The sequence below is a fragment of the Micromonospora sp. CPCC 205558 genome (genome assembly GCF_036902955.1).
GTDB lineage: Bacteria > Actinomycetota > Actinomycetes > Mycobacteriales > Micromonosporaceae > Micromonospora.
In genome coordinates this window covers 40,332-62,815 of the sequence record NZ_JBAKHR010000005.1, presented here as the reverse complement: position 1 = coordinate 62,815, position 22,484 = coordinate 40,332, and the positions used below count along the sequence as shown (strand labels likewise).

22 protein-coding genes and 1 tRNA gene are annotated in these 22,484 nt (G+C 69.8%); 14 read left to right on the top strand and 9 right to left on the bottom strand.

Annotation, left to right across the window (positions count from 1 at the left end; genetic code table 11):
* Positions 1-138: 138 nt before the first annotated feature.
* Together pyk and V6U86_RS05350 are read left to right on the top strand one after the other, a co-directional pair.
* Positions 139-1,587 carry a pyruvate kinase gene (gene pyk / locus V6U86_RS05355; protein ID WP_124770786.1) on the top strand — a complete coding sequence of 483 codons (1,449 nt, stop codon included), beginning with the start codon at positions 139-141 and terminating at the stop codon, positions 1,585-1,587.
* Positions 1,584-2,468 carry an acyl-CoA thioesterase gene (locus V6U86_RS05350; RefSeq protein WP_196924479.1) on the top strand — a complete coding sequence of 295 codons (885 nt, stop codon included), beginning with the start codon at positions 1,584-1,586 and terminating at the stop codon, positions 2,466-2,468. Before pyk ends, V6U86_RS05350 begins: the two co-directional genes overlap by 4 nt.
* A 45-nt stretch (positions 2,469-2,513) precedes the next feature.
* Here the strand turns inward: V6U86_RS05350 and V6U86_RS05345 are convergent, their stop codons facing one another.
* Complete coding sequence (locus V6U86_RS05345; RefSeq protein ID WP_334499075.1) at positions 2,514-3,182, bottom strand: YceI family protein; 669 nt, start codon at positions 3,180-3,182, stop codon at positions 2,514-2,516.
* 267 nt (positions 3,183-3,449) lie between these two features.
* Between V6U86_RS05345 and V6U86_RS05340 the strand changes: the two genes are divergently transcribed.
* The 4 genes from V6U86_RS05340 to V6U86_RS05325 all read left to right on the top strand — a co-directional run bounded on the left by V6U86_RS05340 (position 3,450) and on the right by V6U86_RS05325 (position 7,708).
* Positions 3,450-3,914 (top strand): RrF2 family transcriptional regulator, encoded by a 465-nt coding sequence (locus tag V6U86_RS05340; protein ID WP_124770783.1) that lies wholly within the window; start codon positions 3,450-3,452, stop codon positions 3,912-3,914.
* A gap of 144 nt (positions 3,915-4,058) precedes the next feature.
* Positions 4,059-5,084, top strand: coding sequence for a sulfite exporter TauE/SafE family protein (locus V6U86_RS05335; protein WP_334499870.1), 1,026 nt, complete (start codon positions 4,059-4,061; stop codon positions 5,082-5,084).
* Between the two features lie 16 nt (positions 5,085-5,100).
* Positions 5,101-5,319, top strand: a complete 219-nt coding sequence (locus V6U86_RS05330; protein ID WP_334499070.1) for a hypothetical protein — start codon at positions 5,101-5,103, stop codon at positions 5,317-5,319.
* Between the two features lie 127 nt (positions 5,320-5,446).
* Entirely contained in the window at positions 5,447-7,708 is a 2,262-nt protein-coding gene (locus V6U86_RS05325) for a rhamnogalacturonan lyase family protein (RefSeq protein ID WP_334499069.1), read from the top strand.
* A gap of 200 nt (positions 7,709-7,908) precedes the next feature.
* Here V6U86_RS05325 and V6U86_RS05320 read toward each other — a convergent pair whose 3' ends face one another.
* Positions 7,909-8,919: an LLM class flavin-dependent oxidoreductase gene (locus V6U86_RS05320; RefSeq protein ID WP_334499067.1), complete on the bottom strand. Its 1,011-nt coding sequence runs from the start codon at positions 8,917-8,919 to the stop codon at positions 7,909-7,911.
* A gap of 72 nt (positions 8,920-8,991) precedes the next feature.
* Positions 8,992-9,471 (bottom strand): Lrp/AsnC family transcriptional regulator, encoded by a 480-nt coding sequence (locus V6U86_RS05315; RefSeq protein WP_334499065.1) that lies wholly within the window; start codon positions 9,469-9,471, stop codon positions 8,992-8,994.
* 82 nt (positions 9,472-9,553) lie between these two features.
* On the opposite strand from V6U86_RS05315, the gene V6U86_RS05310 reads away from it, so the two are divergent.
* A complete protein-coding gene (locus V6U86_RS05310) occupies positions 9,554-10,732 on the top strand; it encodes a trans-sulfuration enzyme family protein (RefSeq protein WP_334499063.1) in 1,179 nt (392 codons plus the stop codon).
* A 4-nt stretch (positions 10,733-10,736) separates the two neighbouring features.
* Here the strand turns inward: V6U86_RS05310 and V6U86_RS05305 are convergent, their stop codons facing one another.
* Positions 10,737-11,159 (bottom strand): hypothetical protein, encoded by a 423-nt coding sequence (locus tag V6U86_RS05305; protein WP_334499061.1) that lies wholly within the window; start codon positions 11,157-11,159, stop codon positions 10,737-10,739.
* 359 nt (positions 11,160-11,518) lie between these two features.
* Positions 11,519-11,601 (bottom strand) — tRNA-Leu (locus tag V6U86_RS05300).
* 83 nt (positions 11,602-11,684) lie between these two features.
* Between V6U86_RS05300 and V6U86_RS05295 the strand changes: the two genes are divergently transcribed.
* The 7 genes from V6U86_RS05295 (at position 11,685) to V6U86_RS05265 (ending at position 18,780) form a co-directional block, all read left to right on the top strand.
* Positions 11,685-12,308, top strand: a complete 624-nt coding sequence (locus tag V6U86_RS05295; RefSeq protein WP_238680276.1) for an ANTAR domain-containing response regulator — start codon at positions 11,685-11,687, stop codon at positions 12,306-12,308.
* A 51-nt stretch (positions 12,309-12,359) separates the two neighbouring features.
* Positions 12,360-13,547: a hypothetical protein gene (locus V6U86_RS05290; RefSeq protein WP_334499055.1), complete on the top strand. Its 1,188-nt coding sequence runs from the start codon at positions 12,360-12,362 to the stop codon at positions 13,545-13,547.
* 208 nt (positions 13,548-13,755) lie between these two features.
* On the top strand, positions 13,756-14,922 hold the full coding sequence (locus tag V6U86_RS05285; protein ID WP_334499053.1) for a branched-chain amino acid ABC transporter substrate-binding protein: 1,167 nt from the start codon (positions 13,756-13,758) through the stop codon (positions 14,920-14,922).
* 110 nt (positions 14,923-15,032) lie between these two features.
* Positions 15,033-15,983, top strand: coding sequence for a branched-chain amino acid ABC transporter permease (locus V6U86_RS05280; protein WP_334499051.1), 951 nt, complete (start codon positions 15,033-15,035; stop codon positions 15,981-15,983).
* On the top strand, positions 15,980-17,170 hold the full coding sequence (locus V6U86_RS05275; protein ID WP_334499049.1) for a branched-chain amino acid ABC transporter permease: 1,191 nt from the start codon (positions 15,980-15,982) through the stop codon (positions 17,168-17,170). The genes V6U86_RS05280 and V6U86_RS05275 overlap by 4 nt, the downstream gene beginning before the upstream one ends.
* Before the next feature lie 7 nt (positions 17,171-17,177).
* Positions 17,178-18,080, top strand: a complete 903-nt coding sequence (locus tag V6U86_RS05270; protein WP_442934881.1) for an ABC transporter ATP-binding protein — start codon at positions 17,178-17,180, stop codon at positions 18,078-18,080.
* Positions 18,070-18,780, top strand: coding sequence for an ABC transporter ATP-binding protein (locus V6U86_RS05265; protein ID WP_334499047.1), 711 nt, complete (start codon positions 18,070-18,072; stop codon positions 18,778-18,780). Before V6U86_RS05270 ends, V6U86_RS05265 begins: the two co-directional genes overlap by 11 nt.
* Positions 18,781-18,863: 83 nt before the next feature.
* Here the strand turns inward: V6U86_RS05265 and V6U86_RS05260 are convergent, their stop codons facing one another.
* The 4 genes from V6U86_RS05260 to V6U86_RS05245 all read right to left on the bottom strand — a co-directional run bounded on the left by V6U86_RS05260 (position 18,864) and on the right by V6U86_RS05245 (position 22,422).
* On the bottom strand, positions 18,864-19,400 hold the full coding sequence (locus V6U86_RS05260; protein WP_334499044.1) for a MauE/DoxX family redox-associated membrane protein: 537 nt from the start codon (positions 19,398-19,400) through the stop codon (positions 18,864-18,866).
* A 144-nt stretch (positions 19,401-19,544) separates the two neighbouring features.
* Positions 19,545-20,033, bottom strand: coding sequence for a signal peptidase I (gene lepB, locus V6U86_RS05255; RefSeq protein ID WP_334499042.1), 489 nt, complete (start codon positions 20,031-20,033; stop codon positions 19,545-19,547).
* 14 nt (positions 20,034-20,047) lie between these two features.
* The gene (locus tag V6U86_RS05250; RefSeq protein WP_334499040.1) at positions 20,048-21,886 is read right to left on the bottom strand and encodes an ABC transporter ATP-binding protein; all 1,839 of its coding nucleotides are present in this window, start codon (positions 21,884-21,886) and stop codon (positions 20,048-20,050) included.
* Positions 21,883-22,422 (bottom strand): peroxiredoxin family protein, encoded by a 540-nt coding sequence (locus V6U86_RS05245; RefSeq protein ID WP_334499037.1) that lies wholly within the window; start codon positions 22,420-22,422, stop codon positions 21,883-21,885. The genes V6U86_RS05250 and V6U86_RS05245 overlap by 4 nt, the downstream gene beginning before the upstream one ends.
* Positions 22,423-22,484 lie beyond the last annotated feature (62 nt).

The following is a 22,484-nucleotide window of genomic DNA, read 5'->3' as shown; positions in this document are numbered from 1 at the left end:
GTCGCTGATGCCCGTCGCCACAACGTTCCCGGTGCGGTTCTGCCCGCCGGCCCGACGCGCGCCGCGCGTCGTTGGACACATGTTCCGCTGCCTGCAAGGGGTCGGCCCCGAGTCCGACCCGAAGGAGAGACTAGCCTGATGGGCGTGACACGCCGCGCGAAGATCGTCTGCACTCTTGGTCCCGCCACCTCGTCCCCGGAGCGCATCCGGGGTCTCGTCGAGGCCGGCATGAACGTGGCGAGGCTGAACTTCAGCCACGGCAGCCACGCCGACCACGAGGCGGTCTATCGACTGGTCCGGGAAGCGTCGGAGGCAGCAGGTAAGCCGGTCGCCGTCCTCGCCGACCTGCAGGGCCCCAAGATCCGCCTCGGTCGGTTCGCCGACGGCCCCCACGAGTGGCGCACCGGTGACTCGGTCGTCATCACCGGCGACGACATCATCGGCACCAAGGAGCGGGTCTCCTGCACCTACCGCAAGCTGCCGCAGGAGGTCAAGCCCGGTGACCGGCTGCTGATCGACGACGGCCGGGTCGCCGTCGAGGTCACCGACGTCACCGGCAACGACATCCGCTGCCTCGTCACCGAGGGCGGCCCGGTCTCCAACAACAAGGGCGTGTCGCTGCCCAACGTGGCGGTCAGCGTGCCCGCCATGTCGGACAAGGACGCCGAGGACCTGCGCTTCTCCCTGGGTCTCGGCGTCGACCTGGTGGCGCTCTCCTTCGTCCGCTCGGCCGAGGACATCAAGCTCGTGCACGGGATCATGGCCGAGGAGGGCGTGTTCCGCCCGGTGCTCGCCAAGGTCGAGAAGCCGGAGGCGGTGGAGCACCTGGAGGCCATCGTGCTGGCCTTCGACGGCGTCATGGTCGCCCGTGGTGACCTCGGTGTCGAGATGCCGCTGGACGAGGTGCCGCTGGTGCAGAAGCGCGCCGTGCAGCTGTGCCGGGAGAACGCCAAGCCCGTCATCGTGGCCACCCAGATGCTCGACTCCATGATCGAAAATTCCCGCCCCACCCGGGCGGAGGCGTCCGACGTCGCCAACGCGGTGCTCGACGGCGCGGACGCGGTGATGCTCTCCGGCGAGACCAGCGTCGGCAAGTACCCGGTGCTCACCGTCAGCACCATGGCCAAGATCGTGACGACCACCGAGGCCGGCTCGATCGGGGTGCCGCGGTTGCAGCACGACCCGCGTACCCACGGTGGCGCCCTCACCGTCGCCGCCTCGTCGATCGCCCGGGCCATCAACGCCAAGGCGCTTGTCGCCTTCTCGCAGACCGGTGACACCGTGCGACGGCTGTCCCGCCTGCACTGCGACTTGCCGCTGCTGGCCTTCACGCCGGTCCCCGAGGTGCGCGACCAACTCGCCCTCACCTGGGGCGTGGAGACCTTCCTGATGCCGTTCGTGCAGCACACCGACGACATGTTCCGCCAGGTCGACCAGGCGCTGCTCGGCCTCGACCGGGCCAACCCCGGTGACTACGTGGTGATCGTGGCGGGCAGCCCGCCCGGCACCCCCGGCTCGACCAACACCCTGCGCGTACACCAGCTCGGCTCGCTGGTCGACGCCGCGTCGGCGCGGGCCCTGCAGTGAGCGACGGTCGGGTCGCGGTCGGCCAGGCGGCGGTGGACCAGCTGCTGGAAGTGCTCGACCTCGACCCGACCGGGGAGATGACCTTCCGGGGGATGAGCCCCCCGGTCGGCCCACAACGGGTGTACGGCGGCCAGGTCGCCGGTCAGGCCCTGGTCGCCGCCGGCCGCACCGTCGACCCGGAGCGGTTCGTGCACTCGCTGCACGGCTACTTCGTCCGCCCCGGCGACCCGGTCGAGCCGATCGCGTACGAGGTGGAGAACATCCGCGACGGCCGGTCCTTCTCGGTCCGCCGCGCGGTCGCCCTCCAGCACGGCAAGCCGATCTTCTTCATGTCGGCGTCGTTCCAGCGGGCCGAGGAGGGTCTGGACCACCAGGCCCCGGCCCCGCTGGACGTGCCACCGCCGCAGGACGTGCCGACGATGACCGACCGCCTCTCCCGCTACCCGGAGCGGCTGGGCATCTGGGGCCAGATTCCGCGACCGATCGACGTGCGCTACGTGGGTGAGCCCGGCTGGGTCCGCCCCGGCGACCGGCCCGCCGACCCGCACCAGCGCGTCTGGATGCGCATCGACGGCAAACTGCCGGACGACCCGCTGCTGCACGCCTGCGCGCTCACCTACGCCTCGGACCTCACCCTGCTGGACTCGGTGCTCTCCGCGCACGGCGAGGTGTGGGGGCCGGGCGGGTTGGTCGGCGCGAGCCTGGACCACGCGCTGTGGTTCCACCGGCCGTTCCGGGCCGATGAGTGGTTCCTCTACGACTGCCTCAGCCCGTCGGCGTCGGGGGCGCGGGGGCTGGCCACCGGCCGGATGTTCACCACCGACGGCCGGCAGATCGCCAGCGCCGTCCAGGAGGGTCTGCTGCGCCGCGTCGGCGCCTGACGCGTCGATACATCCCCGCCAGGCACCTGGCGGGGATGAGGCGGGTCAGTCCTGGTAGATGGCCTCTCCGGCGATCTCGATCTGCACCGTCTTGCCGACCAGCACCCCGCCGCTCTCCAGGACGACATTCCAGATCAGGCCGTAGTCCTCGCGGTTCATTTCGGCCGTCGCGCTGAATCCGAAGATGTTCTGCCCGTACGGATCGCGACGAGCGCCACCAAAATTCACCTCCAGGTCGACGGCCCGGGTGATGCCCTTCACGGTCAATTCACCGGTGAGGACGAATCGTCCGGGAAGACCGTCGGACTGCGGCGGAGCAATCTGACTCCGGCCTCGTCCGCCCAACCGGTGGTTGCGCAGGCGCGCCCACTGGAATATGGGATCCTCGTTGCCCCGCCATTTGATTCCGGTGCTTCGATATTCGAGGGTGGGAAAACGCTCCACGTCGAGGAAGTCGGCACTCTTCAGATGCGTGTCCCGGTCGACACTCCCGGTGGTGATGCTGGCCGACATGATGGTGGCCGTGACCGAGGAGAGCAGCGGGTCCTCCGCCACGAAGATCTGCGCCGTGGCCTCGGCGAACTCGCCGCGTACCGGGCTGACCATCATGTGCCGGGACAGGAAACCGATCCGCTTGTGCGCCTGATCGAGAAGATAGGTGCCGGCGACCGGGATGGTCATGCCATCCCAGGTGCGTGTGGCGATATCGGTCATCGTGTTGCCTTCCCCCCGAGCGCACCCGGGTGTTTATCAATATGTTGCTGGCGGCCGGGTAAACGACCAGACATCCGTACTCCTGCCCAGCATAGGGACGCTCCGGACCGGCATTTCGCCCCCCACCGTGCGGTGGATCATGATGCGGCTCACCGGTCCCTGCCGATGGCTCACACGGGCGCCAACGGCGCTACTTTCCATCGATTCGTGGCCGATCGGCCGAGGGTCGCCCGCCTGCCCGGTTGACCACGGGCTAACCTTGCCGACATGCGCCTCTCCGCCCGGGTCGACTATGCCCTCCGCGCGGCCGCCGAGCTTGCCGCGACGGCTAGCGGCCCCGGGCGCGGCCGGCCGGTCACGGCCGACCAGATCGCCCGTGCCCAGGAGATCCCGCCGAAGTTCCTGGAGAGCATCCTTCTCCAGCTGCGCCGGGGCGGCATCGTGCACGCCCAGCGCGGCCCGGAGGGCGGCTACTGGCTGGCCCGCCCCGCTGAGGAGATCTCCCTCGCCGAGGTGATCCGGGTGATCGACGGGCCCCTCGCCCACGTCCGCGGGCAGCGCCCCGAGCAGCTCGGCTACCACGGCCCGGCTCGCGCCCTCCAGGAGGTCTGGATCGCGTTGCGGGCGAGCGAGCGGGAGATCCTGGAACTGGTCAGCGTCGCCGACGTGGCCGCGGGCACCCTGCCTGGGCGGGTCACCGAGCTGGCCGCCGACCCGCGCGCCTGGATCTGACGCGCCGGCTCGCCTGCCAGCTCCGCGTCACCTGGGGCGCTGACTCTGCGCGTCCCATCCACCGATCGGGGGCTTGACCCCGGCTGCCCCATCCCGCATTGTCGACCAAGTCGATAGGAGATGCCGAAAAGTCTGGGGGCGCTCGTGCGCAAGCTGTTGGTCCTCGCTCTGGTCGGGCTCGTCGCGCAACTGATCGATGGTTCGCTCGGCATGGCGTACGGCTTGACCTCGTCCACTCTGCTGCTGGTCGCCGGGGTCGCCCCGGCCGCCGCCTCGGCCTCGGTGCACCTGGCCGAGATCGGCACCACGCTCGCCGCCGGGGTCGCGCACTGGCGGTTCGGCAACGTCGACTGGCGGGTCGTGACCCGCATCGCCCTGCCCGGCGCGATCGGCGCCTTCGCCGGAGCCACAGTGCTCAGCTCGATCTCCACCGAGGCCGCCGCACCGTGGATGGCCGGCATCCTCTTCACGCTCGGCGCGTACCTCCTGATCCGCTTCGCCCGACCACTGCGTACCGACCGGGTCGGCGGGCGGCTACGCGGTCGTTTCCTCGGCCCCCTGGGCCTGGTTGCCGGCTTCGTCGACGCGACCGGCGGCGGCGGGTGGGGCCCGGTGGCCACCCCCGCGCTGCTGGTCTCCGGCCGCATGGAGCCCCGCAAGGTGATCGGCTCGGTGGACACTGCCGAGTTCGTCGTGGCCGGCGCGGCCAGCATCGGCTTCCTGATCGGGCTGGGCTCGGAGGGATTCCTGCTCCCCACCGTCGCCGCGCTGCTCATCGGCGGGCTCATCGCCGCCCCGCTGGCCGCCTGGCTGGTGCGAATCGTGCCCGCCCAACTGCTCGGCGCGGCAGTCGGCGGAGTGATCGTGCTGACCAACGCCCGCACCCTGATCCGCTCCGCCGAACTGGGCGGCCCCGCCCGCCCCGCCGTGTACGCCCTGTTGGCCGCCGGCTGGCTGGCCGCCCTGGTGTTGGCCGTGCGTGCCCTACGCCGGACCCGCCGCGCCCGCGCCGAAGCCGCCGAGGCGGCCAGCGCTGCCCCGGCCGCCGCTGCCCCCACCACCGCCGACGCCGCGAGCGCTGCCCCCACCACCGCCGACGCCGCGAGCGCTGCCCCCGCCTCCGCTGCCCCCGCCACCGCTGTCCCCGCCGCCTCGGTGCCCGGTCGCTGAGGCCAACCACAACCGGATGACCGACCTGCGGGTGCCGCGCCGGGCCGTGGTCGGCCGGCTGAACCTCAAGATCGTGCTCGATCGTGGATGTAGTGGCTTGCGGCGTGTTCGAGGCCACTACAACCAGGATCGAGCACATCTCGGCGGCGGGCAGCGGCGTGAACTCTGCGACGTCCATCGATGTTGCGTGCCGGAAAGCGCTTGCCATACGATGCGCGGTGAGCCGGATCCGTGAGTTCCAGGGCGTTTCACCCCCGATCAGATCGCCGTCCGCCGCCGTCGCGGTAGGGGTAGGTCCACCGTGCTTCCCGGGCAGGGCCGGTGGGTCGTGGCGATCACCACCGGATCCCCGGAGGCAGCGCATGCACCCGTCCAGACATCGGTTGACCCTGCTCGCCGCCACCACGGCGGCCACCGTCGTGGCCGGCACCCTCGGCACGGTCGTCGCCTCGGCCGCCGCCGTCGGCTGCCGGGTCGACTATCAGATCACGAACCAGTGGCAGGGCGGCTTCGGCGCCAACGTCACCGTCACCAACCTCGGCGACCCGGTCAACGGGTGGGCCCTGACCTGGTCGTACGCCGCCGGCCAACAGGTCACCCAGGCGTGGAGCGCCACCGTCACCCAGTCCGGTGCGCAGGTCACCGCCCGCAACGTCGACTACAACGCCGCCATCGCCACGAACGGCAGCGCGTCGTTCGGCTTCAACGGTTCGTGGACCGGCAGCAACCCGGTGCCGAGCAGCTTCGCGCTCAACGGCACCACCTGCACCGGCGCCCCACCCACCGAGGAGCCGACCACCCCGCCCCCGACGACCCCACCGCCCACCACGCCACCGCCCACCACGCCACCGCCCACCACGCCACCGCCGGCGACCGGCGTGGTGCAGATGGAGAACCTGGACCGCGGGTTGATCAGCGTCCGCTCCGGCAGCGGCAACCTGGTGTCCTGGCGGCTGCTCGGCACCGAGACCTCCGGGGTGGCGTTCAACCTCTACCGGGGATCCACCAAGGTCAACAGCAGCCCGATCACCGGCGCCACCAACTACCTCGACAGCGGCGCGGCGGCCGGGTCGGCGTACACCGTGCGGGCCGTGGTGGGCGGCGTCGAGCAGACGGCGTCGGCGTCGGCGTTGCAGTTCGGCGCGGGCTACCTGGACGTGCCGTTGCAGGTCCCGGCCGGCGGCACCACCCCGAGCGGGGAGAGCTACTCCTACAGCGCCAGCGACGCCTCCGTCGGTGACCTCAACGGCGACGGCAGCTACGAGATCGTGCTCAAGTGGGAACCGTCCAACGCCAAGGACAACTCCCAGTCCGGCTACACCGGCAACGTCTACGTCGACGCGTACACCCTCACCGGCAGCCGGTTGTGGCGCATCGACCTGGGCCGCAACATCCGGGCCGGCGCCCACTACACCCAGTTCCAGGTGTACGACTACGACGGCGACGGCCGCGCCGAGGTCGCCATGAAGACCGCCGACGGCACCCGCTCCGGCACCGGTCAGCTCATCGGCTCGTCGTCGGCTGACTACCGCAACTCCAGCGGCTACGTGCTGTCCGGCCCGGAGTACCTGACCATGTTCAACGGTCAGACCGGCGCGATCCTCTCCACCGTCAGCTACGACCCGCCGCGCGGCACCGTGTCGTCCTGGGGTGACTCGTACGGCAACCGGGTGGACCGGTTCCTCGCCGGCACCGCGTACCTGGACGGGCAGCGCCCCTCGCTGATCATGGCTCGGGGCTACTACACCCGCGCGGTGATCGCGGCCTGGGACTTCCGCAACGGCGCACTCACCAAGCGCTGGACGTTCGACTCGAACTCCTCCGGCAACGGCGCCGCCGCCGGTCAGGGCAACCACCAGCTTTCCGTCGCCGACGTCGACGCCGACGGCCGCCAGGAGATCGTCTACGGCGCCGCGACCATCGACGACAACGGCCGGCTGCTGCACTCCACGGGCAACGGCCACGGTGACGCCATGCACGTCGGGGACCTGGACCCGGGCCGCTCCGGCCTGGAGGTGTTCAAGGTCGACGAGGACGCTAGCAAGCCCAGCTCCTACTTCGCGGACGCCCGTACCGGTCAGGTCCTCTGGTCCACTCCGGCGTCCGGCGACAACGGCCGCGGTGTCTCCGCGGACATCTGGGCGGGCAGCCCCGGCGCGGAGTCGTGGTCGTCAGCGGTCGCCGGACTGGCCAACACCAGGGGGCAGAACGTCGGCCGCAAGCCGTCCTCGGCCAACTTCCTCGCCTGGTGGGACGGCGACCCGGTGCGGGAGCTGCTCGACGGCACGAAGATCGACAAGTACGGCACCGGCGGCGAGACCCGGCTGCTCGACGGCAGCGGGGTGGCGTCCAACAACGGCACCAAGTCCACGCCGGCGCTCTCCGGCGACATCCTCGGCGACTGGCGCGAGGAGGTGATCTGGCGGACCACCGACAGCCGGGCCTTGCGGATCTACAGCACACCCACTCCGACCAGCACCCGGATCTACACGCTGATGCACGACCCGCAGTATCGGGTGGCGATCGCGTGGCAGAACACCGCCTACAACCAACCGCCGCATCCGGGGTTCTTCATCGGCAACGGAATGGGCATCCCACCGACGCCGGACATCCACCTACGTTGATGCAACCCCTGGCGGTCCCGATCGGGGTCGCCTAGGGTGGCAGGCACCGGGCCGCAGCCGCGGAATCCGCTCAGCTCCGGCCCGGTGCGCCACACCGCGGCATTCCCAACCCGTCCCGACCGGGAATGCCGTACCACCACCGGCACCAACATTAGGCACCGTCCGGGTCGGCGGGGTGACGCTGACGTGAAGATCGTGTTTCACGCCGGCTGGCGCAGACCCCCGGCCACCTGCTCGGCGATCAACTCGTACGACCGCACCCGGTCCTGCACGTCGTACACCAGCGTGGTCAGCATCAGCTCGTCCGCGCCGGTGCGCTCCTGCAACTCGGTCAGCTGCCGGCGCACCGTCTCCGGCGAGCCCATCGCCTGACCGTCGCGGCGTGCCACGACGAACTCCCGCTCGATCTCGGAGTACGGGTAGGCCGCCGCCTCGTCGGGCGTCGACAGCGGCTCCGGTCGCCCGGAGCGCAACTTCAAGAACGACAGGGCGCTCGGCCCGGCCAACCATTCGGCCCGCTCGTCGGTCTCCGCGCACACCGCGTTGACCGCGACCATCGCGTACGGCTTGTCCAGCCACTGCGACGGCCGGAAGTTCTGCCGGTACAGGGCCAACGCCGGCAGGGTGTTCGCCGAGCTGAAGTGGTGCGCGAAGGAGAACGGCAGACCGAGCAGGCCGGCGAGCTGGGCGCTGAAACCGCTGGAGCCCAGCAGCCAGACGGCCGGCTGCTCACCGCGACCCGGCGTGGCGATGATCTGCCCGGGCTTGTCCCCGCTGAAGTAGTTCATCAGGTCGGCCAGCTCGTTCGGGAAACCCTCCGCCGACAGGCCCTCCATGGTGCGCCGCAACGCCAGCGCGGTCATCTGGTCGGTGCCGGGCGCTCGGCCGATTCCCAGGTCGATCCGGCCGGGGTGCAGCGCCTCCAGGGTGCCGAACTGCTCGGCCACCACCAGCGGCGCGTGGTTGGGCAGCATCACCCCGCCCGACCCCAACCGGATCGTCGACGTGTTCGCCGCCAGGTGCGCCAGCAGCACCGCGGGCGCGGAGCTGGCGATAGCCGGCATGTTGTGGTGCTCGGCCACCCAGAACCGGTGGTAGCCCAACTCCTCGGTGCGGCGGGCCAGCTCGGTGGTGGCCTGCAAGGCCGCGCCAGCGGTGGTGCCCTTGGCGACCGGGGCAAGATCGAGAACAGACAACGGTACGGTGATCACAAGGTCAGCCAACCCGTCACCGACCGGCTTTGTTCCGGCATCCGCGTTTTCGTCGGCCACCTCACCCGCCGCTCAGCCCATCCCGCGGGCCTGCTCGAAGATGAGACTGGTCTGGGTGTGCTGCACCGCCGGGTCCACCGCCAGGTGGTCGAGCACGAAGTCCCGCAACGCGTCGCCGGACGCCGCCCGCACATGCAACACGTAGTCCTCCGCACCGGCGACGTGGAACACCGACACCACCCCCGGCAGCCGCACCGACCGGGCCCGGAACGCGTCCACCGCCGCCCGCTCGTGCGCGGTCAACCGAACCGACACCAACGCCTGCAACGGCAGGCCGAGCGCCGCCGGATCGACCTCGGCGTGAAAGCCACGGATCGCGCCGCGCTCGCGCAGCGCCCGGGTCCGGGTCAGGCACGTCGACGGCGCCACCCCCACCCGCTCGGCGAGGGCGTTGTTCGGCAGTCGGCCATCCGCCGCCAACTCCGTCAGGATCGCGCGGTCCACCTCGTCCAGCGCCGGATACGGCCGCACATCATTCGGCTCAGGGGGCATTGCGTCATCCTCGTCCGAATCCAACACGGAACCAAGCCGATATTTAGAATGATCTGCCGAATCGTTGCCTATCAGTATCCCGATGTTCGACGCTACCGCCATGACCACGATGGATACCCGGTCCGTACACGCCGGCCGCGACGACCTCCGCACCCTCGGCGTGCACGTACCGCCCATCGACCTGTCCACCACCAACCCACTGCCGTCCGTCGACGACGGCGGTGCCGCGTACGAGCAACTCGCCACCGGCGGCACCCTCCCCGCCGACGGCAGCGCCGTCTACCAACGGCTCTGGAACCCCACCGTCGCCCGCTTCGAAACCGCCCTCGCCGAGCTGGAAGGCACCGCCCAGGCCGTCGCCTTCGCCAGCGGAATGGCAGCCCTCACCGCCACCCTGCTCGCCGCCGCCCGCGACGACCGCCGGCACGTCGTCGCCGTCCGACCCCTCTACGGCGGCACCGACCACGTCCTCGCCACCGGCCTGCTCGGCACCACCGTCACCTGGACACGCCCCGACGAGGTCGCCGCCGCCATCCGCCCCGACACCGCACTGGTCATCGTCGAGACACCCGCCAACCCCACCCTCGACCTGGTCGACATCGCCGCCCTCGCCGCCGCGGCCGGCGACATCCCACTGCTTGTCGACAACACCGTCGCCACCCCCGTCCTGCAACAACCCGCCCGCCACGGCGCCACCCTCGTCCTGCACAGCGCCACCAAGAGCATCGGTGGGCACGGCGACGTCCTCGCCGGTGTCGTCGCCTGCGACGACACCTGGGCCGCACGCCTACGCCAGGTCCGCGCGGTCACCGGCGCGATCCTGCACCCCCTCGGCGGCTACCTGCTGCACCGCGGCCTGCAAACCCTGCCGCTGCGGGTCCGCGCCCAACAGGCCACCGCCGAGAAACTCGCCGGCTGGCTCGCCGACCACCCCGCCGTACACCGGGTGCACCACCCCTCGGTGCACGACCCGGCGGCGCTGGTCGGGCGGCAGATGGCCGGACCCGGCAGCCTGCTCGCCTTCGAGGTACGCGGCGGCGCGCCCGCCGCAGCCACCGTCGCCGGTGCCTGCCGCCTCATCACCCACGCGGTCTCCCTCGGCGGCATCGACACCCTCATCCAGCACCCCGCCTCCCTCACCCACCGGCCGGTCGAGGGCGACGCCAAACCCGCCGCCGCCCTGCTGCGCCTCTCGGTCGGACTGGAGGACCCCGAGGACCTGCGCGCCGACCTCGCGGACGCGCTCGACACGATCGCCTGACCGGTCAGGACTTCGGGCCGACGTGCCGGTCCAGCGTGGCGACCGCGTCGCGTCGCGCCACCGACAACGAGTTGTGCCGGTTCATCCGCCAGGCGACGCCGAGCAGGTCGAGGCTCCACTGACAGAGCCCCATGATGTCGGCCGACTCGTTGACGAACATGTAGCGCGGGTAGACGTACACCTTGCCGCGCACGGTCACCCGGTTGGCGACGCGGCAGCCGTCGGAGTGGAACAGCCCTCTCAGGAAGTCGCCGGGATGCTGTTCGATGATCGGCCTTTGCCAGTCGGCGAGGACGATCGGTCGCTCGTGCTTCTTGCCGGGACCGTGCTGCGGGAGCAGGCAGGGCCAGTGGAGGCCGTAACTCTGCACGCCCACGCAACCCTGCTTCTGGACCCGTTGCACCTTCGAGGCCAACACGGCTCGCATGGCCACATCGCACGCCTCGACCAGCCTCGGCCAAGCATCGGAACAGTAGATGCGCAACACCGGAACACGTGCCGTTGTCACGAGGTGGCCGTCGCCCAGGTAGAGACCGAGCAGGTAGGCGTAGGCCGCAGGGTCGGTCGGATTGTCGACATCCGGCCGACATCGGAAGCAGCGCAGTTCGGTGCCGCGCCGCACCGGTTCAGGTCGATCGACGCACCAGTGCCAGACGGTTACGTACGGCAACGAGAGCTTCCGAGCTACGGAACGAATGCTGTGTCCGCGAACGCGGAGTGCGCGGGCCTGTGCCCGCATCTGCGGTGGATGCACTCCCACATGGTCGAACAGGTGTATGACAAGAGTGCCGGGAGCGGGATTCGAACCCGCAAGCCCTTTCGGGCAGAAGTGTTTGAGACTTCCGTGTATGCCGTTCCACCATCCCGGCGGGTGGCGCCTACTGTACCCGACTACTCTCATGCGGGAGCATGGGTGGTAGCCGTGCAGTGATCGATGGTGGGGGTAGGGCTGGTGGCTGAGACGCCGACGGATGCCGAGCGCAGGCGCGTACTGATCGCCGAGGACGAGGCGCTGATCCGGCTGGACCTCGCCGAGATGCTGGTCGAAGAGGGTTACGAGGTGGTGGGGGAGGCCGGTGACGGTGAGACAGCCGTCCGCCTCGCCGAGGAGTTGAAGCCCGATCTCGTCATCCTCGACATCAAGATGCCGATCATGGATGGGCTGGCCGCCGCCGAGCGCATCGCCGGCGCCCGGATCGCCCCGGTGATCATTCTGACCGCGTTCAGCCAGCGTGATCTGGTGGAGCGGGCGCGGGCGGCGGGCGCGATGGCGTACCTGGTGAAGCCCTTCCAGAAGAGCGACCTGGTCCCGGCGGTGGAGATCGCGCTGTCGCGTTACTCGGAGGTCGCGGCCCTGGAGGCGGAGGTCGCGAGCCTGACCGACCGCCTGGAGATCCGTAAGTCGGTGGAGCGTGCCAAGGGCGCGCTGATGACCACGTACGGGATGACCGAGCCGCAGGCGTTCAAGTGGATCCAGCGCACGGCGATGGACCACCGGATGACCATGAAAGAGGTCGCCGAGCGGATCCTCGCGGAGACCGCCGGCGGTGAGGTGTCGCAGCAGCCGACGGTCTGACCGGCACGGCGAGGGCCGCGTCGGGTCGGCCGGATCGATAGCATCACATGCGTGTCGGTCCGGGGCGCGATCGCGGTGTGCGGAGTGGTGGTCACGCTGCTCGCGGGCTGTCGGGCCGGCCGTGGCGAAGGGCCCGGGGACCCGGTCCGGCCGCGCTGGGAGGCGTCGGTCCTGCCGGTTCCGCCGGGTTCTGCGGGTCGGCTGATCGTCCGTGACGTGACCGCCTGCGCGGGTCGGTGGTACGTGGTCGGCGCGGTGGGTGGTCCGGATGGCGCGACCCGCCCGGCCGCGTGGGGCAGCGCGGATGGCCGCACCTGGGCGCCGCTGCCGTTGCGTCCGATCAGTTACTACGGTGAGCGCGCGATCCTCTATGCCGTTGGCTGTCATGAGGGTCGGGTCGCCGTCGTCGGCGCGAGGGCGGGCGGCGCACACGGCAATCCGCGGGTGCGGACGTGGCGGCAGGACGCCGACGACGGCGGTCTGACCGAGGTGCCGGCGGAGTTCGAGTTGTACGGCGGGCCGGAGGCGGTGAGCGCGAGCCGCATGGTCGGTGGCTCCGGCGGGTGGTTGATCGCGGGCGCGCGCACGAGTGGGGCGGCCGTGTGGCTCTCCCCGGACGCGGCCGACTTCCGGCTGGTCGACCGCGCTGCGGCGCTCGCCAGCGATGCGGGCCTGACGACGCTCGCCACGGACGCGGTGTCGGTGCCGGATGGTTGGCTGGTGGGTGGCGGCGGGCGGCCGGCGGGCCGGGCCGATCGTGATCCGTTCGTCTGGTTCTCCGGTGACGGCCGGTCGTGGACGCGGTTGGCGTTGCCGGCGACCGGAGACGACGAGATCGTGCAGCGTCTCGCGCGGGTCGGGTCGACCGTTTACGCGGTGGGGGTGCGGGGGAGCGCGTTCCAGGCGTGGGTGAGCGAGCCGGCCGGTGGGGCCACGAGTGCCGGTACGTGGCGGGCGGTGGGTCGTTTCGGTGCGACGGGCGCGGGCGCGGTGGCCGGTGTGGAGTCGGTGGCCGGTGGTGTCGACGGGCTGGTGGCGATGACGGTGGCGGCGGGTGGGCATCGGCTGTGGCGGTCCGCAGCGGGTGCCTCGTCGTGGCTGCCAGTGGTGCTTCCGGCGGACGTTGCCACTGGTGGGGACACGTCGGCGGCGGTCGCGGTGCTGGCTGGCCGGGTGGTCGTCACCGTCGATGACGGGGTGGCGGCGAGGGTCTGGTTCGCGCCCTCGCGGGCTCTCTGACGGGTTGTCGACAGCCGCCGATGTGACAACTGAACGCGAGGTTCTCCGCGTCTGGTAACGGTTGAGTCAATGCCGCCTACGACACCTTACGGTGAGTAGTGCTTCTGGGATAACGTCCCGCCCCAGACCGGGTGAACGGTCCGGTCCGTTGACGTCGAGGCGCTCTGCCAGGCGACATCGGGCTTCTGGACGGAGGAGGGTTCCAGCCTTGAGGCAAAACTTCGTGCGCGTCCTCGGCAGCGTCGCCATCTTGGCGCTTGTTGCCGGCGGCGCCAGCGCATGTAAGAAGGACGAGGGCACGTCGGAAGGTTCCGCCAACAAGGCGTGCGACCTCAAGATCGGTTTCTTCGGTGCGCTCTCCGGCGCCGACGCCGGCCTGGTCACCCCGATGAAGCAGGGTGCCGACCTGGCCGTGGAGAAGTACAACGCGGCGAACGCGGACTGCAAGATCACCGTGCAGGCGTTCGACTCGCAGGGCAAGGCCGACCTGGCCGGTGGTCTGGCGACCAGCGCGGCGGCCGACGCGAAGATCGTCGGCATGGTTGGCCCGGCGTTCTCCGGTGAGAGCGAGGTCGCTCTGCCGATCTTCGACACCGCGGGCCTGCCCAGCATCAGCCCGTCGGCCACCCGGCCGAGCCTCTCGGAGAAGGGCTGGAAGGTCTTCCACCGGGGCGTCGGTAACGACTTCTCCCAGGGCCCGGCGATCGCCAGCTACATCAAGAACGTGCTGAAGGCGCAGAAGGCGTTCGTCATCGACGACCAGTCGGCGTACGGCGCGGGTCTGGCCGACGAGGCCAAGAAGGGCCTCGGCTCCCTGGTCATCGGCACCGACAAGGTCGTCGACAACGCGCAGGAGTTCGGTGCGCAGATCTCCAAGGTGAAGACCAGCGGCGCGACGGTGCTGTTCTACGCGGGTTACACCGAGGAGGCGGCGCCGTTCCTCAAGCAGCTGCGCGCTGCGGGCTGGACCGGCACGTTCATCGGTGGCGACGGCATCAACGACGCCAACATGCTGTCGGTGGCCGGTCAGAAGGACGTCGAGGGCACCATCGCGACCTGCCCGTGTGGCCCGGCGACCGCGGCCAAGGGCACCTTCGTGACCGACTTCAAGGCCAAGTACAACGCGGACCCGGGCGTGTACGCCGACGTGGCGTTCGACCTGGCCAACATCTACCTCGAGGCGATCCAGGCCGGCAAGATCACCCGCGCCGACATCCAGGCCTTCCTCTCCTCCTACAACAAGGCTGGTTCCGCCTCTGGCGTGACCTACAAGTGGGAGCCGAACGGCGAGCTGGACCCGGCGCAGGTCAAGGTGTGGGCCTTCAAGGCGACCGCCGGTGCGTGGGCTCCGGATGTGGAGATCCCGAAGGCCTGATCCCGTCGGGGTCACAGGTTTGAGGGCGTGACGAACAGAGTTGTTTTCGATGCGGTCGGGGTGCGTAACCCCGGCCGCATCGGCTCAACGCAACACCCTTCGGAGCATCGGTGGACTTTGCAGAACTCGTCCGGGGCTTCCCGGAACTGACCACAACCGGGTTGGTGCAGGGTGCGATCTACGCGCTCATCGCCCTCGGCTATACCCTCGTCTACGGCGTTCTTCGCCTGATCAACTTTGCGCACTCCGAGGTCTTCATGATCGGCACGTTCGGTGCCATCTGGACCTGGGCAGCCTTCGGGCTCAATAGCAACAGCGGTGCACCCTCGGTGGGGCGCGCGCTGCTCGTGATCGCCCTCGCGATCGTGGCGGCCGCGTTGCTGTCCGGCAGCGTCGCGCTGCTGATCGAGGTCACCGCCTACCGGCCGCTGCGGCGCCGCAACGCGCCACCGCTGGCCTTCCTGATCACCGCCATCGGTGCGTCGTACGCCCTGATGGAGCTGATGGGGACGCTGACCCGGCGTCGCCAGGTCGGGTCGCCGGCCCTGCTGCCGACCGACACGTTGTTCAGCATCGGCGGCTGGAGCGTCACGCCCGTGCAGATGCTGACGCTGAGCGTGGCCATCGTCATGATGGTCGGGCTCGACTGGTTCGTTAACCGCACCCGATTCGGCAAGGGCATCCGCGCGGTCGCGCAGGACGCCAACACCGCCGCGCTGATGGGTGTCAACAAGAGCCGCGTGATCGCGCTGGTCTTCGTGCTGGGTGGTCTGATGGCCGGTGTGGCCGCCGTCTTCAGCGACATGAAGAGTGGCAACACCCGGTACAACATCGGCTTCCTGCTCGGGCTCAAGGCGTTCTCCGCCGCGGTGCTGGGCGGTATCGGCAACCTGCGGGGCGCGGCGATCGGCGGCGTGCTGCTGGGTCTGGTCGAGAACTACGGGTCGGCGCTGTTCGGCTCGCAGTGGCGGGACCTCATCGCGTTCGTCGTGCTGATCGTCCTGCTGATGTTCCGGCCGACCGGTCTGCTGGGCGAGTCGTTGGGGAGGGCGCGGGCATGACCGCTCTGCGAGAGCGCTGGCACTCCGCTTCGAGTGCCATCGGTCGGCGGGTCGACGGGCTGCCGAAGTCCGCCCGGATCACCGGGTTGCTGGCCTTCGTCGCCTTCCTCTACGTCCTGCCGAACAAGTGGTTCTACGAGTACCTGAACATTCCGGGTCTGTGGATTCCGCTGTACACCACCCGCAACGACATGGCCGCGGTGCTGTTCTACTGCGCGTGGATCGTGCTGCTGTCGCTCGGCCTCAACGTGGTGGTGGGATACGCGGGTCTGCTGGACCTGGGGTTCTTCGGCTTCTTCGCGGTCGGGGCTTACACGGTGGCGTTGTTGACGTCGCCGGAGAGCAAGCTCATCACCGAGTACAACTGGCTGGAGAGCCCGTGGCCGTGGTTGGTCACGATTCCGATCGCGATCGCCCTGGCGCTGCTGTCCGGTGTGCTGATCGGTGCCCCGACGTTGCGGTTGCGCGGTGACTACCTGGCGATCGTGACGCTCGGCTTCGCGGAGATGATCCGGATCATCGCGAAGAACCAGGACTGGATCCTCAACGGTGACCGCGGTATCCCGCAGGTGGCCCACCCGCCGGGCAAGTACCCGGACGGGACCGCCATCTTCCAGTTCGAGTTCAAGCCGTACTACTGGCTGCTGCTCACCGTGATCATCGGTGCGGTCTTCCTGATCCGTAACCTGGCCAACAGCCGGGTGGGTCGGGCGTGGGTCGCGATCCGTGAGGACGAGGACGCGGCGGAGCTGATGGGTGTGCCGACGTTCCGGTTCAAGCTGTGGGCGTTCGCGATCGGCGCGGCGGTCGGTGGTCTGTCCGGCACGCTGTGGGCCGGTCAGGCCAACTTCGTCAACTCCTCGACGTTCTCGTTGGAGAACTCGATCCTGGTGTTGGCGGCGGTGCTGCTCGGCGGTGCCGGCAGCATCGGCGGCGCGATCCTCGGTGGCTTCCTGGTCATCTACATTCCGGAGTGGCTACGGTCGGTGGGTGACGTGTTCGGCCTGCCGGAGACGGCCACCGTCTTCGGTAACGACTTCGACGTGAGCCCGACGTCGTTGCGCTACTTCATCTTCGGGATTCTGCTGATCATCGTGATGATCTTCCGACCGCAGGGTCTCTGGCCGAACCGGCGGCGGGCCGCCGAGCTCCAGGACCGGCAGAAGGAGGTGGCTGTCGTTGAGTGAGCCACGGATGGGTAGCGAGCGCGACGTCACGAGCGAGCGCGACATGGCGGTCGACGCCCGGACGACGGTGGGAAGCCCGCCGGAGACCTCGTCGACGCCGGACGAGGCGGTCAGCGAGCCGACCCCGACCAGCGATCGCAAGCCGCTGCTGGAGGTCGACCACGTCACGCTGCGGTTCGGCGGCGTGGTGGCCCTCAACGACGTCAACTTCACCCTCTACGAGGGGGAGATCCTCGGGCTGATCGGCCCGAACGGCGCGGGCAAGACCACCTGCTTCAACGCGATGACGGGCGTGTACGCCCCGACCACCGGGCAGATCCGGTTCCAGGGCCAGAAGGTCAGCGGTCGTAAGCGGTTCCAGATCACCAAGCTGGGCATCGCGCGTACCTTCCAGAACATCCGTCTCTTCCCGGAGATGACGGCACTGGAGAACGTGCAGGTCGGCGCGGACGCCAACCACAAGACCAGCGTCCCGAGCGCCCTGCTGCGGTTGCCGCGGCACTGGCGCGAGGAGCGGCAGGGCAAGGAGAAGGCCCACGAGCTGTTGGAGTTCGTGGGCATCCAGGGCCGCGCCGGCGACCTGGCCCGCAACCTGTCGTACGGTGACCAGCGTCGACTGGAGATCGCCCGGGCTCTGGCCACCGACCCGAAGCTGCTCTGCCTCGACGAGCCGGCCGCCGGCTTCAACCCGGCCGAGAAGGTGGCGCTGCTTCAGCTGATCCGCAAGATCCGCGACTCGGGCATCACCGTCCTGCTGATCGAGCACGACATGCGACTGGTCATGGGCGTGGTGGACCGGCTGGTGGTTCTGGAGTTCGGGCAGAAGATCGCTGAGGGGTCGCCGGCCGAGGTGCGCGACGACCCCAAGGTGATCGCGGCCTACCTGGGAGGTGTCGAGGATGCTGCTTGAGATCGACAATCTGAAGCTGCTCTACGGCCGGATCGAGGCGCTGCACGGCATCAGCCTGCACGTGGACCAGGGCGAGATCGTGGCGCTGATCGGCGCGAACGGCGCTGGCAAGACCACGACCATGAAGGCGATCTCGGGGCTGCACGCCATCTCCGGCGGCAGCATCAAGTTCGAGGGCACCGACGTCAGCCGGCTCCGTGCCGACCTGCGGGTGATCCGCGGCATCGGGCAGTCGCCCGAGGGCCGTGGCGTCTTCCCCGGCATGACCGTGCTGGAGAACCTGGAGATGGGGGCCTACACCCGTAAGGACAAGGCCGACATCGCCAAGGACCTCACGATGGTGTTCGACCTGTTCCCGCGGCTGCACGAGCGGCGTAAGCAGGCCGGCGGCACGCTCTCCGGCGGTGAGCAGCAGATGCTGGCGGTGGGCCGGGCGCTGATGACCCGTCCGAAGCTGCTGCTGCTGGACGAGCCGTCGATGGGGTTGGCACCGAAGTTGATCCAGCAGATCTTCGAGATCATCACGCGGATCAACGAGCAGGGCACCACGATCCTGCTGGTGGAGCAGAACGCCCAGCAGGCGCTGTCCCGGGCCCACCGGGGGTACGTGCTGGAGACCGGTCGGATCGTCAAGGAGGGCACCGGCCAGGAGCTCCTGCACGACCCGGCGGTCAAGGAGGCGTACCTCGGCGTTGCCTGAGTGACGTTGTGGCGGCCGGTCATCCCGTGTGGGTGGCCGGCCGTCGCCGTCGCGGCGGGCACTTCACGGTACTGGCAACGTCGTCACCGGCCGCTGGTGGACACCGGTCTGAACAGCTCAACCAGATCGTCCAGCCGGATTGTCAACGCTGCCACCAGCAGCGCGAACGGAGCCGTGACGGCCAGGGCGGCGAGGTCCGTGGTGGGTTGCTGTAAGACTGCGTACGCGCCAGACAGGCTGATCAGACCCAAGGTGACGTTACGGATCACGTGGTGCCAGCCGAAGGGTGCCGACAGGCTTCCACCGAAGCAGCGGCAGGAAGCCGTCACCCCTCGCCGAAGACCTGTGGCGATGGCAGCCGCAAAGCCGCCCAGCATCGCTGCGGCGAGGCCGAGCCCACAGGCCGTCGCGGCCCGCGCTGGCAGCGCGACGAGCAGCGCGCACACCATGAGCTCGGCTCCGGCCACCAGCACCGCGACAGGCCCGGCCATGCCCGCCGGCAGAAGTCGCAGTGCGGCCACCGAATCTGCGAACTCCCGAAAGTGCCGCCCGTCACGGACCTTGCTCAGGACCGCGACGAGAAAGACCATCACGACAAGACCTCGACTGAACGCTTCCACGTAGGACACTGCTTGTCCCCCCGATAGTCAGGACCATTTCCATGACGCCGCACCTTTTGAGGCCGCCCGTGCGGCCAGGCACAGGTGAGGCGTTGCCGCGCCGGGCATTCCTGCCCGACCGATGCCTGCCGGCCCAGGAGCAGGTCAGGTCGGGCGCACACCTCGGCGGATCGGGCCGAGGATCCGTGCTCCCGGGACGAAGCCGAAGATCCGGGAGTCGACGCTGTTCTGGCGGTTGTCGCCGAGAAGCACGTAATGCCCGGGCGGCACGAGAGTCACCTCGCCGGCCCCTGACCCGAAATCTGCCCTGTCCGCGGTGAGGAGATCTGCCGGCACCGGGTCTCCCGGTCCGGCGATCGCCCTCTTCACGATCCACCGCCGGGCCGCCGTCGGCACGGCCCCGGCCTCCAACGGAGGTGTACGCCAGCCGCCCTCGACGGGCCTCTCGACAACCACCATGTCACCAGTGCGAATGCTGGTGGCTGCGATGCGGCGGACCAGCACCCGCTCACCCGGGCGGAGCGTCGGTGCCATCGACTGCCCCTCCACCGTGATGAGCGCCCACGAGCGCCGTAGCCAGATCAGCAGGCCGCCCAGCAGTACGATCGTCGCGCCGAGCACCGCGAGGAACATCAGCCATCCACCTCTCAACTCGCGGCCGGCTGGTAGCCGGCGGCCTGCAGGGTGAACAGCCGGGCGTACGCGCCCTGCGCCGCGAGCAACTCGTCGTGGCTGCCCTGTTCGGCTATCACCCCGTCGCGCAGCACCACGATGTGGTCGGCGTCGCGGACCGTGCCCAGCCGATGGGAGATCAGCAGGGTCGTACGCCCCTCCCGCAGCAGGCGGAGCCGTTGATGCAGATCGGCCTCCGCCTCCGCGTCCAGACCCGCGCTCGGCTCGTCGAGGATCAGCAGGTCACGGTCGGCGCGCAGGAACGACCGGGCGAGGGCGAGACGCTGCCACTGCCCACCCGAGAGCAGTACGCCGGTGCTGACGTCGTCGCGGTCGGCCGGGTCGGCGAAGAGCCGGGTCAACTGGGTCGCGTACCCGTGGGGTAGCGCTGTCACCGCGTCGTGGGCTCCAGCCCGCTTCGCCGCCGTAACGATCCGCGCGGGGTCATCAAGGGCGCTGGTGTCGCCGAGGCCGATGTTCTCCGATGCGGAGAGGTCGTACGACATGAAGTCCTGGAACGTCGCACCGATCCGGTCGCGCAACTGGTCGACGTCCAGTTCGCGGTAGTCGACGCCATCCCAGTGCAGGCCGCCCCGGCTCGGGTCGTAGAACCGGGACAGCAGCTTCACCAGCGTGCTCTTGCCCGCTCCGTTGAGCCCGACGACGGCCACCGTACGGCCATACGGGATGGTCAGGTTGAGACCGCGCAACACCCAGCGGTGTCCGTCGCCGTACCGAAACCAGACGTCGCGCAGTTCGATGGCCTGGCGCAGCGGCGGCACCGGCACCGGGTCGGCGGCAAGCGCCAGATCCGGCGTGGTGGTGAGGACTTCCCGGTAGTGGGCGAAGCGCAGCAGTGCCGCGTGAGCATGGGCGAATCGCCCGATCCCAGTCGCGACCGCCCCTTGCACACCAGCGACCGCCGCGATGAACAGCGCCACATCACCGATGCTGAGATGGCCGCTGCGAGCGGCGAGGATGGCCCAGACCAGACCGATGCCCGCCGCCAGGGCGCCGGCCACCGCCAGCCCGGCCTGTACCAGTACCTCTCGGCGGTCCATCCGCCGGTTGGCCGCGTTGAGCGCGCGCAGTTCCGTGAGCATCCGACGCCCGAAGAGCCCTCCGAGGTTGAACAGCCGGATTTCCTTGGCTGCGGACAGACCGGTGAGCAGTTCCGCGTAGAAGAACTGGCGTCGCTCGGTCGGCGTCGTCTGCCACATCAACTCGGCGCGCTGACGGGACAGTCGTATCTCTGCCTGGGCAGCAGGAACGGCCGACAATGCGAGAAGGCCGACCATCCAGGGGTTGAGCAGGGCCAGGGTGCCAGCGAATCCGGCGATGGTGACCAGGCCCCGCAGAAGATCCAAACCGCCCCCGGCGACGGCGGTCGGGCTGTTCCGGCCGGCATCATCGGCGATGTTGAGGTGGTCCCTGAAGGCCGGCTCCTCCAGCCGGCCGAGGCCAGGTAGCCGGTTGATCGCGGCGTACATCTCGGCCTGCGCCCGGATTGCGACCGCCCGCTGCCACTCGGCCTCCACGTGCCGCAGCAGGTGCGGCAACGTGGCGACGGCCACCCCGGCCATGGCGAGCCCGACAGCGATTCCGATTACTGGTGCCAGCGCCCCAGCGTCCGCTCCGGCGAGCCGATCGACGATCAACTTCGTGAGTAAGCCGACGCCTACCGGGGTCACACCCGAAACGATCGCCAACAGCGCCTGCGTCACAGCCGTTCCGGGCGCCGACCGGTATGCCAGCCCGATCGCGGCGGCGACCAGTGGACGGTCCACCCGACGGCGGGCGTCTGGCAGGGTCACGCTGGCGCGGGGACGGGCAGGAGGCTCCAGCCGCTGCCGCTGCGTTGAACGGTGCCCGTCGGGTCGAGCAGGCACCAGCATGGGAAGGCGTGAACCTCAAACGCCCTGGCGAGGCTGCCGTCGACGCCGTCGAGGACCACACGAGCCACCGAGGTCAGCAGGCCAGCCATCGCGGGCACCTCCGGCTCGTCACCGCTCACCACCGCGAGGACCTGCTGACGGCCACCGGGAAACGCGGCTGCGTGCTCGACGAACCGGGGCAGTGCCTCCGTGCATGCCGGACAGTTCGGTGAGAAGAAGGCGACCAGGACATCCCCGGTCAGGTCCTGCCGGCGTACGGGCCGGCCGTCGGTGTCGGTTGCCGAGAAGTCGGCGGGCGCGTCGCCAGCCTTGATGAGGCCCGGGTCGTCGTCGCTCGAGCGCCCGGCAAGCATTGCGGTGTGCTCCCGTAGCCGGCGGATGACCGCGAGGAGGAGCAACAGGTTCAGCATGCCCAGCGCGAGCGCCAGGACCACGGCGGTGATGAGATACGGCACGATGCCACTCCAGTTCGTCGGTCCGGGCCGATCCAGGCGGCCGAAGCACCGGCGTGGGGATC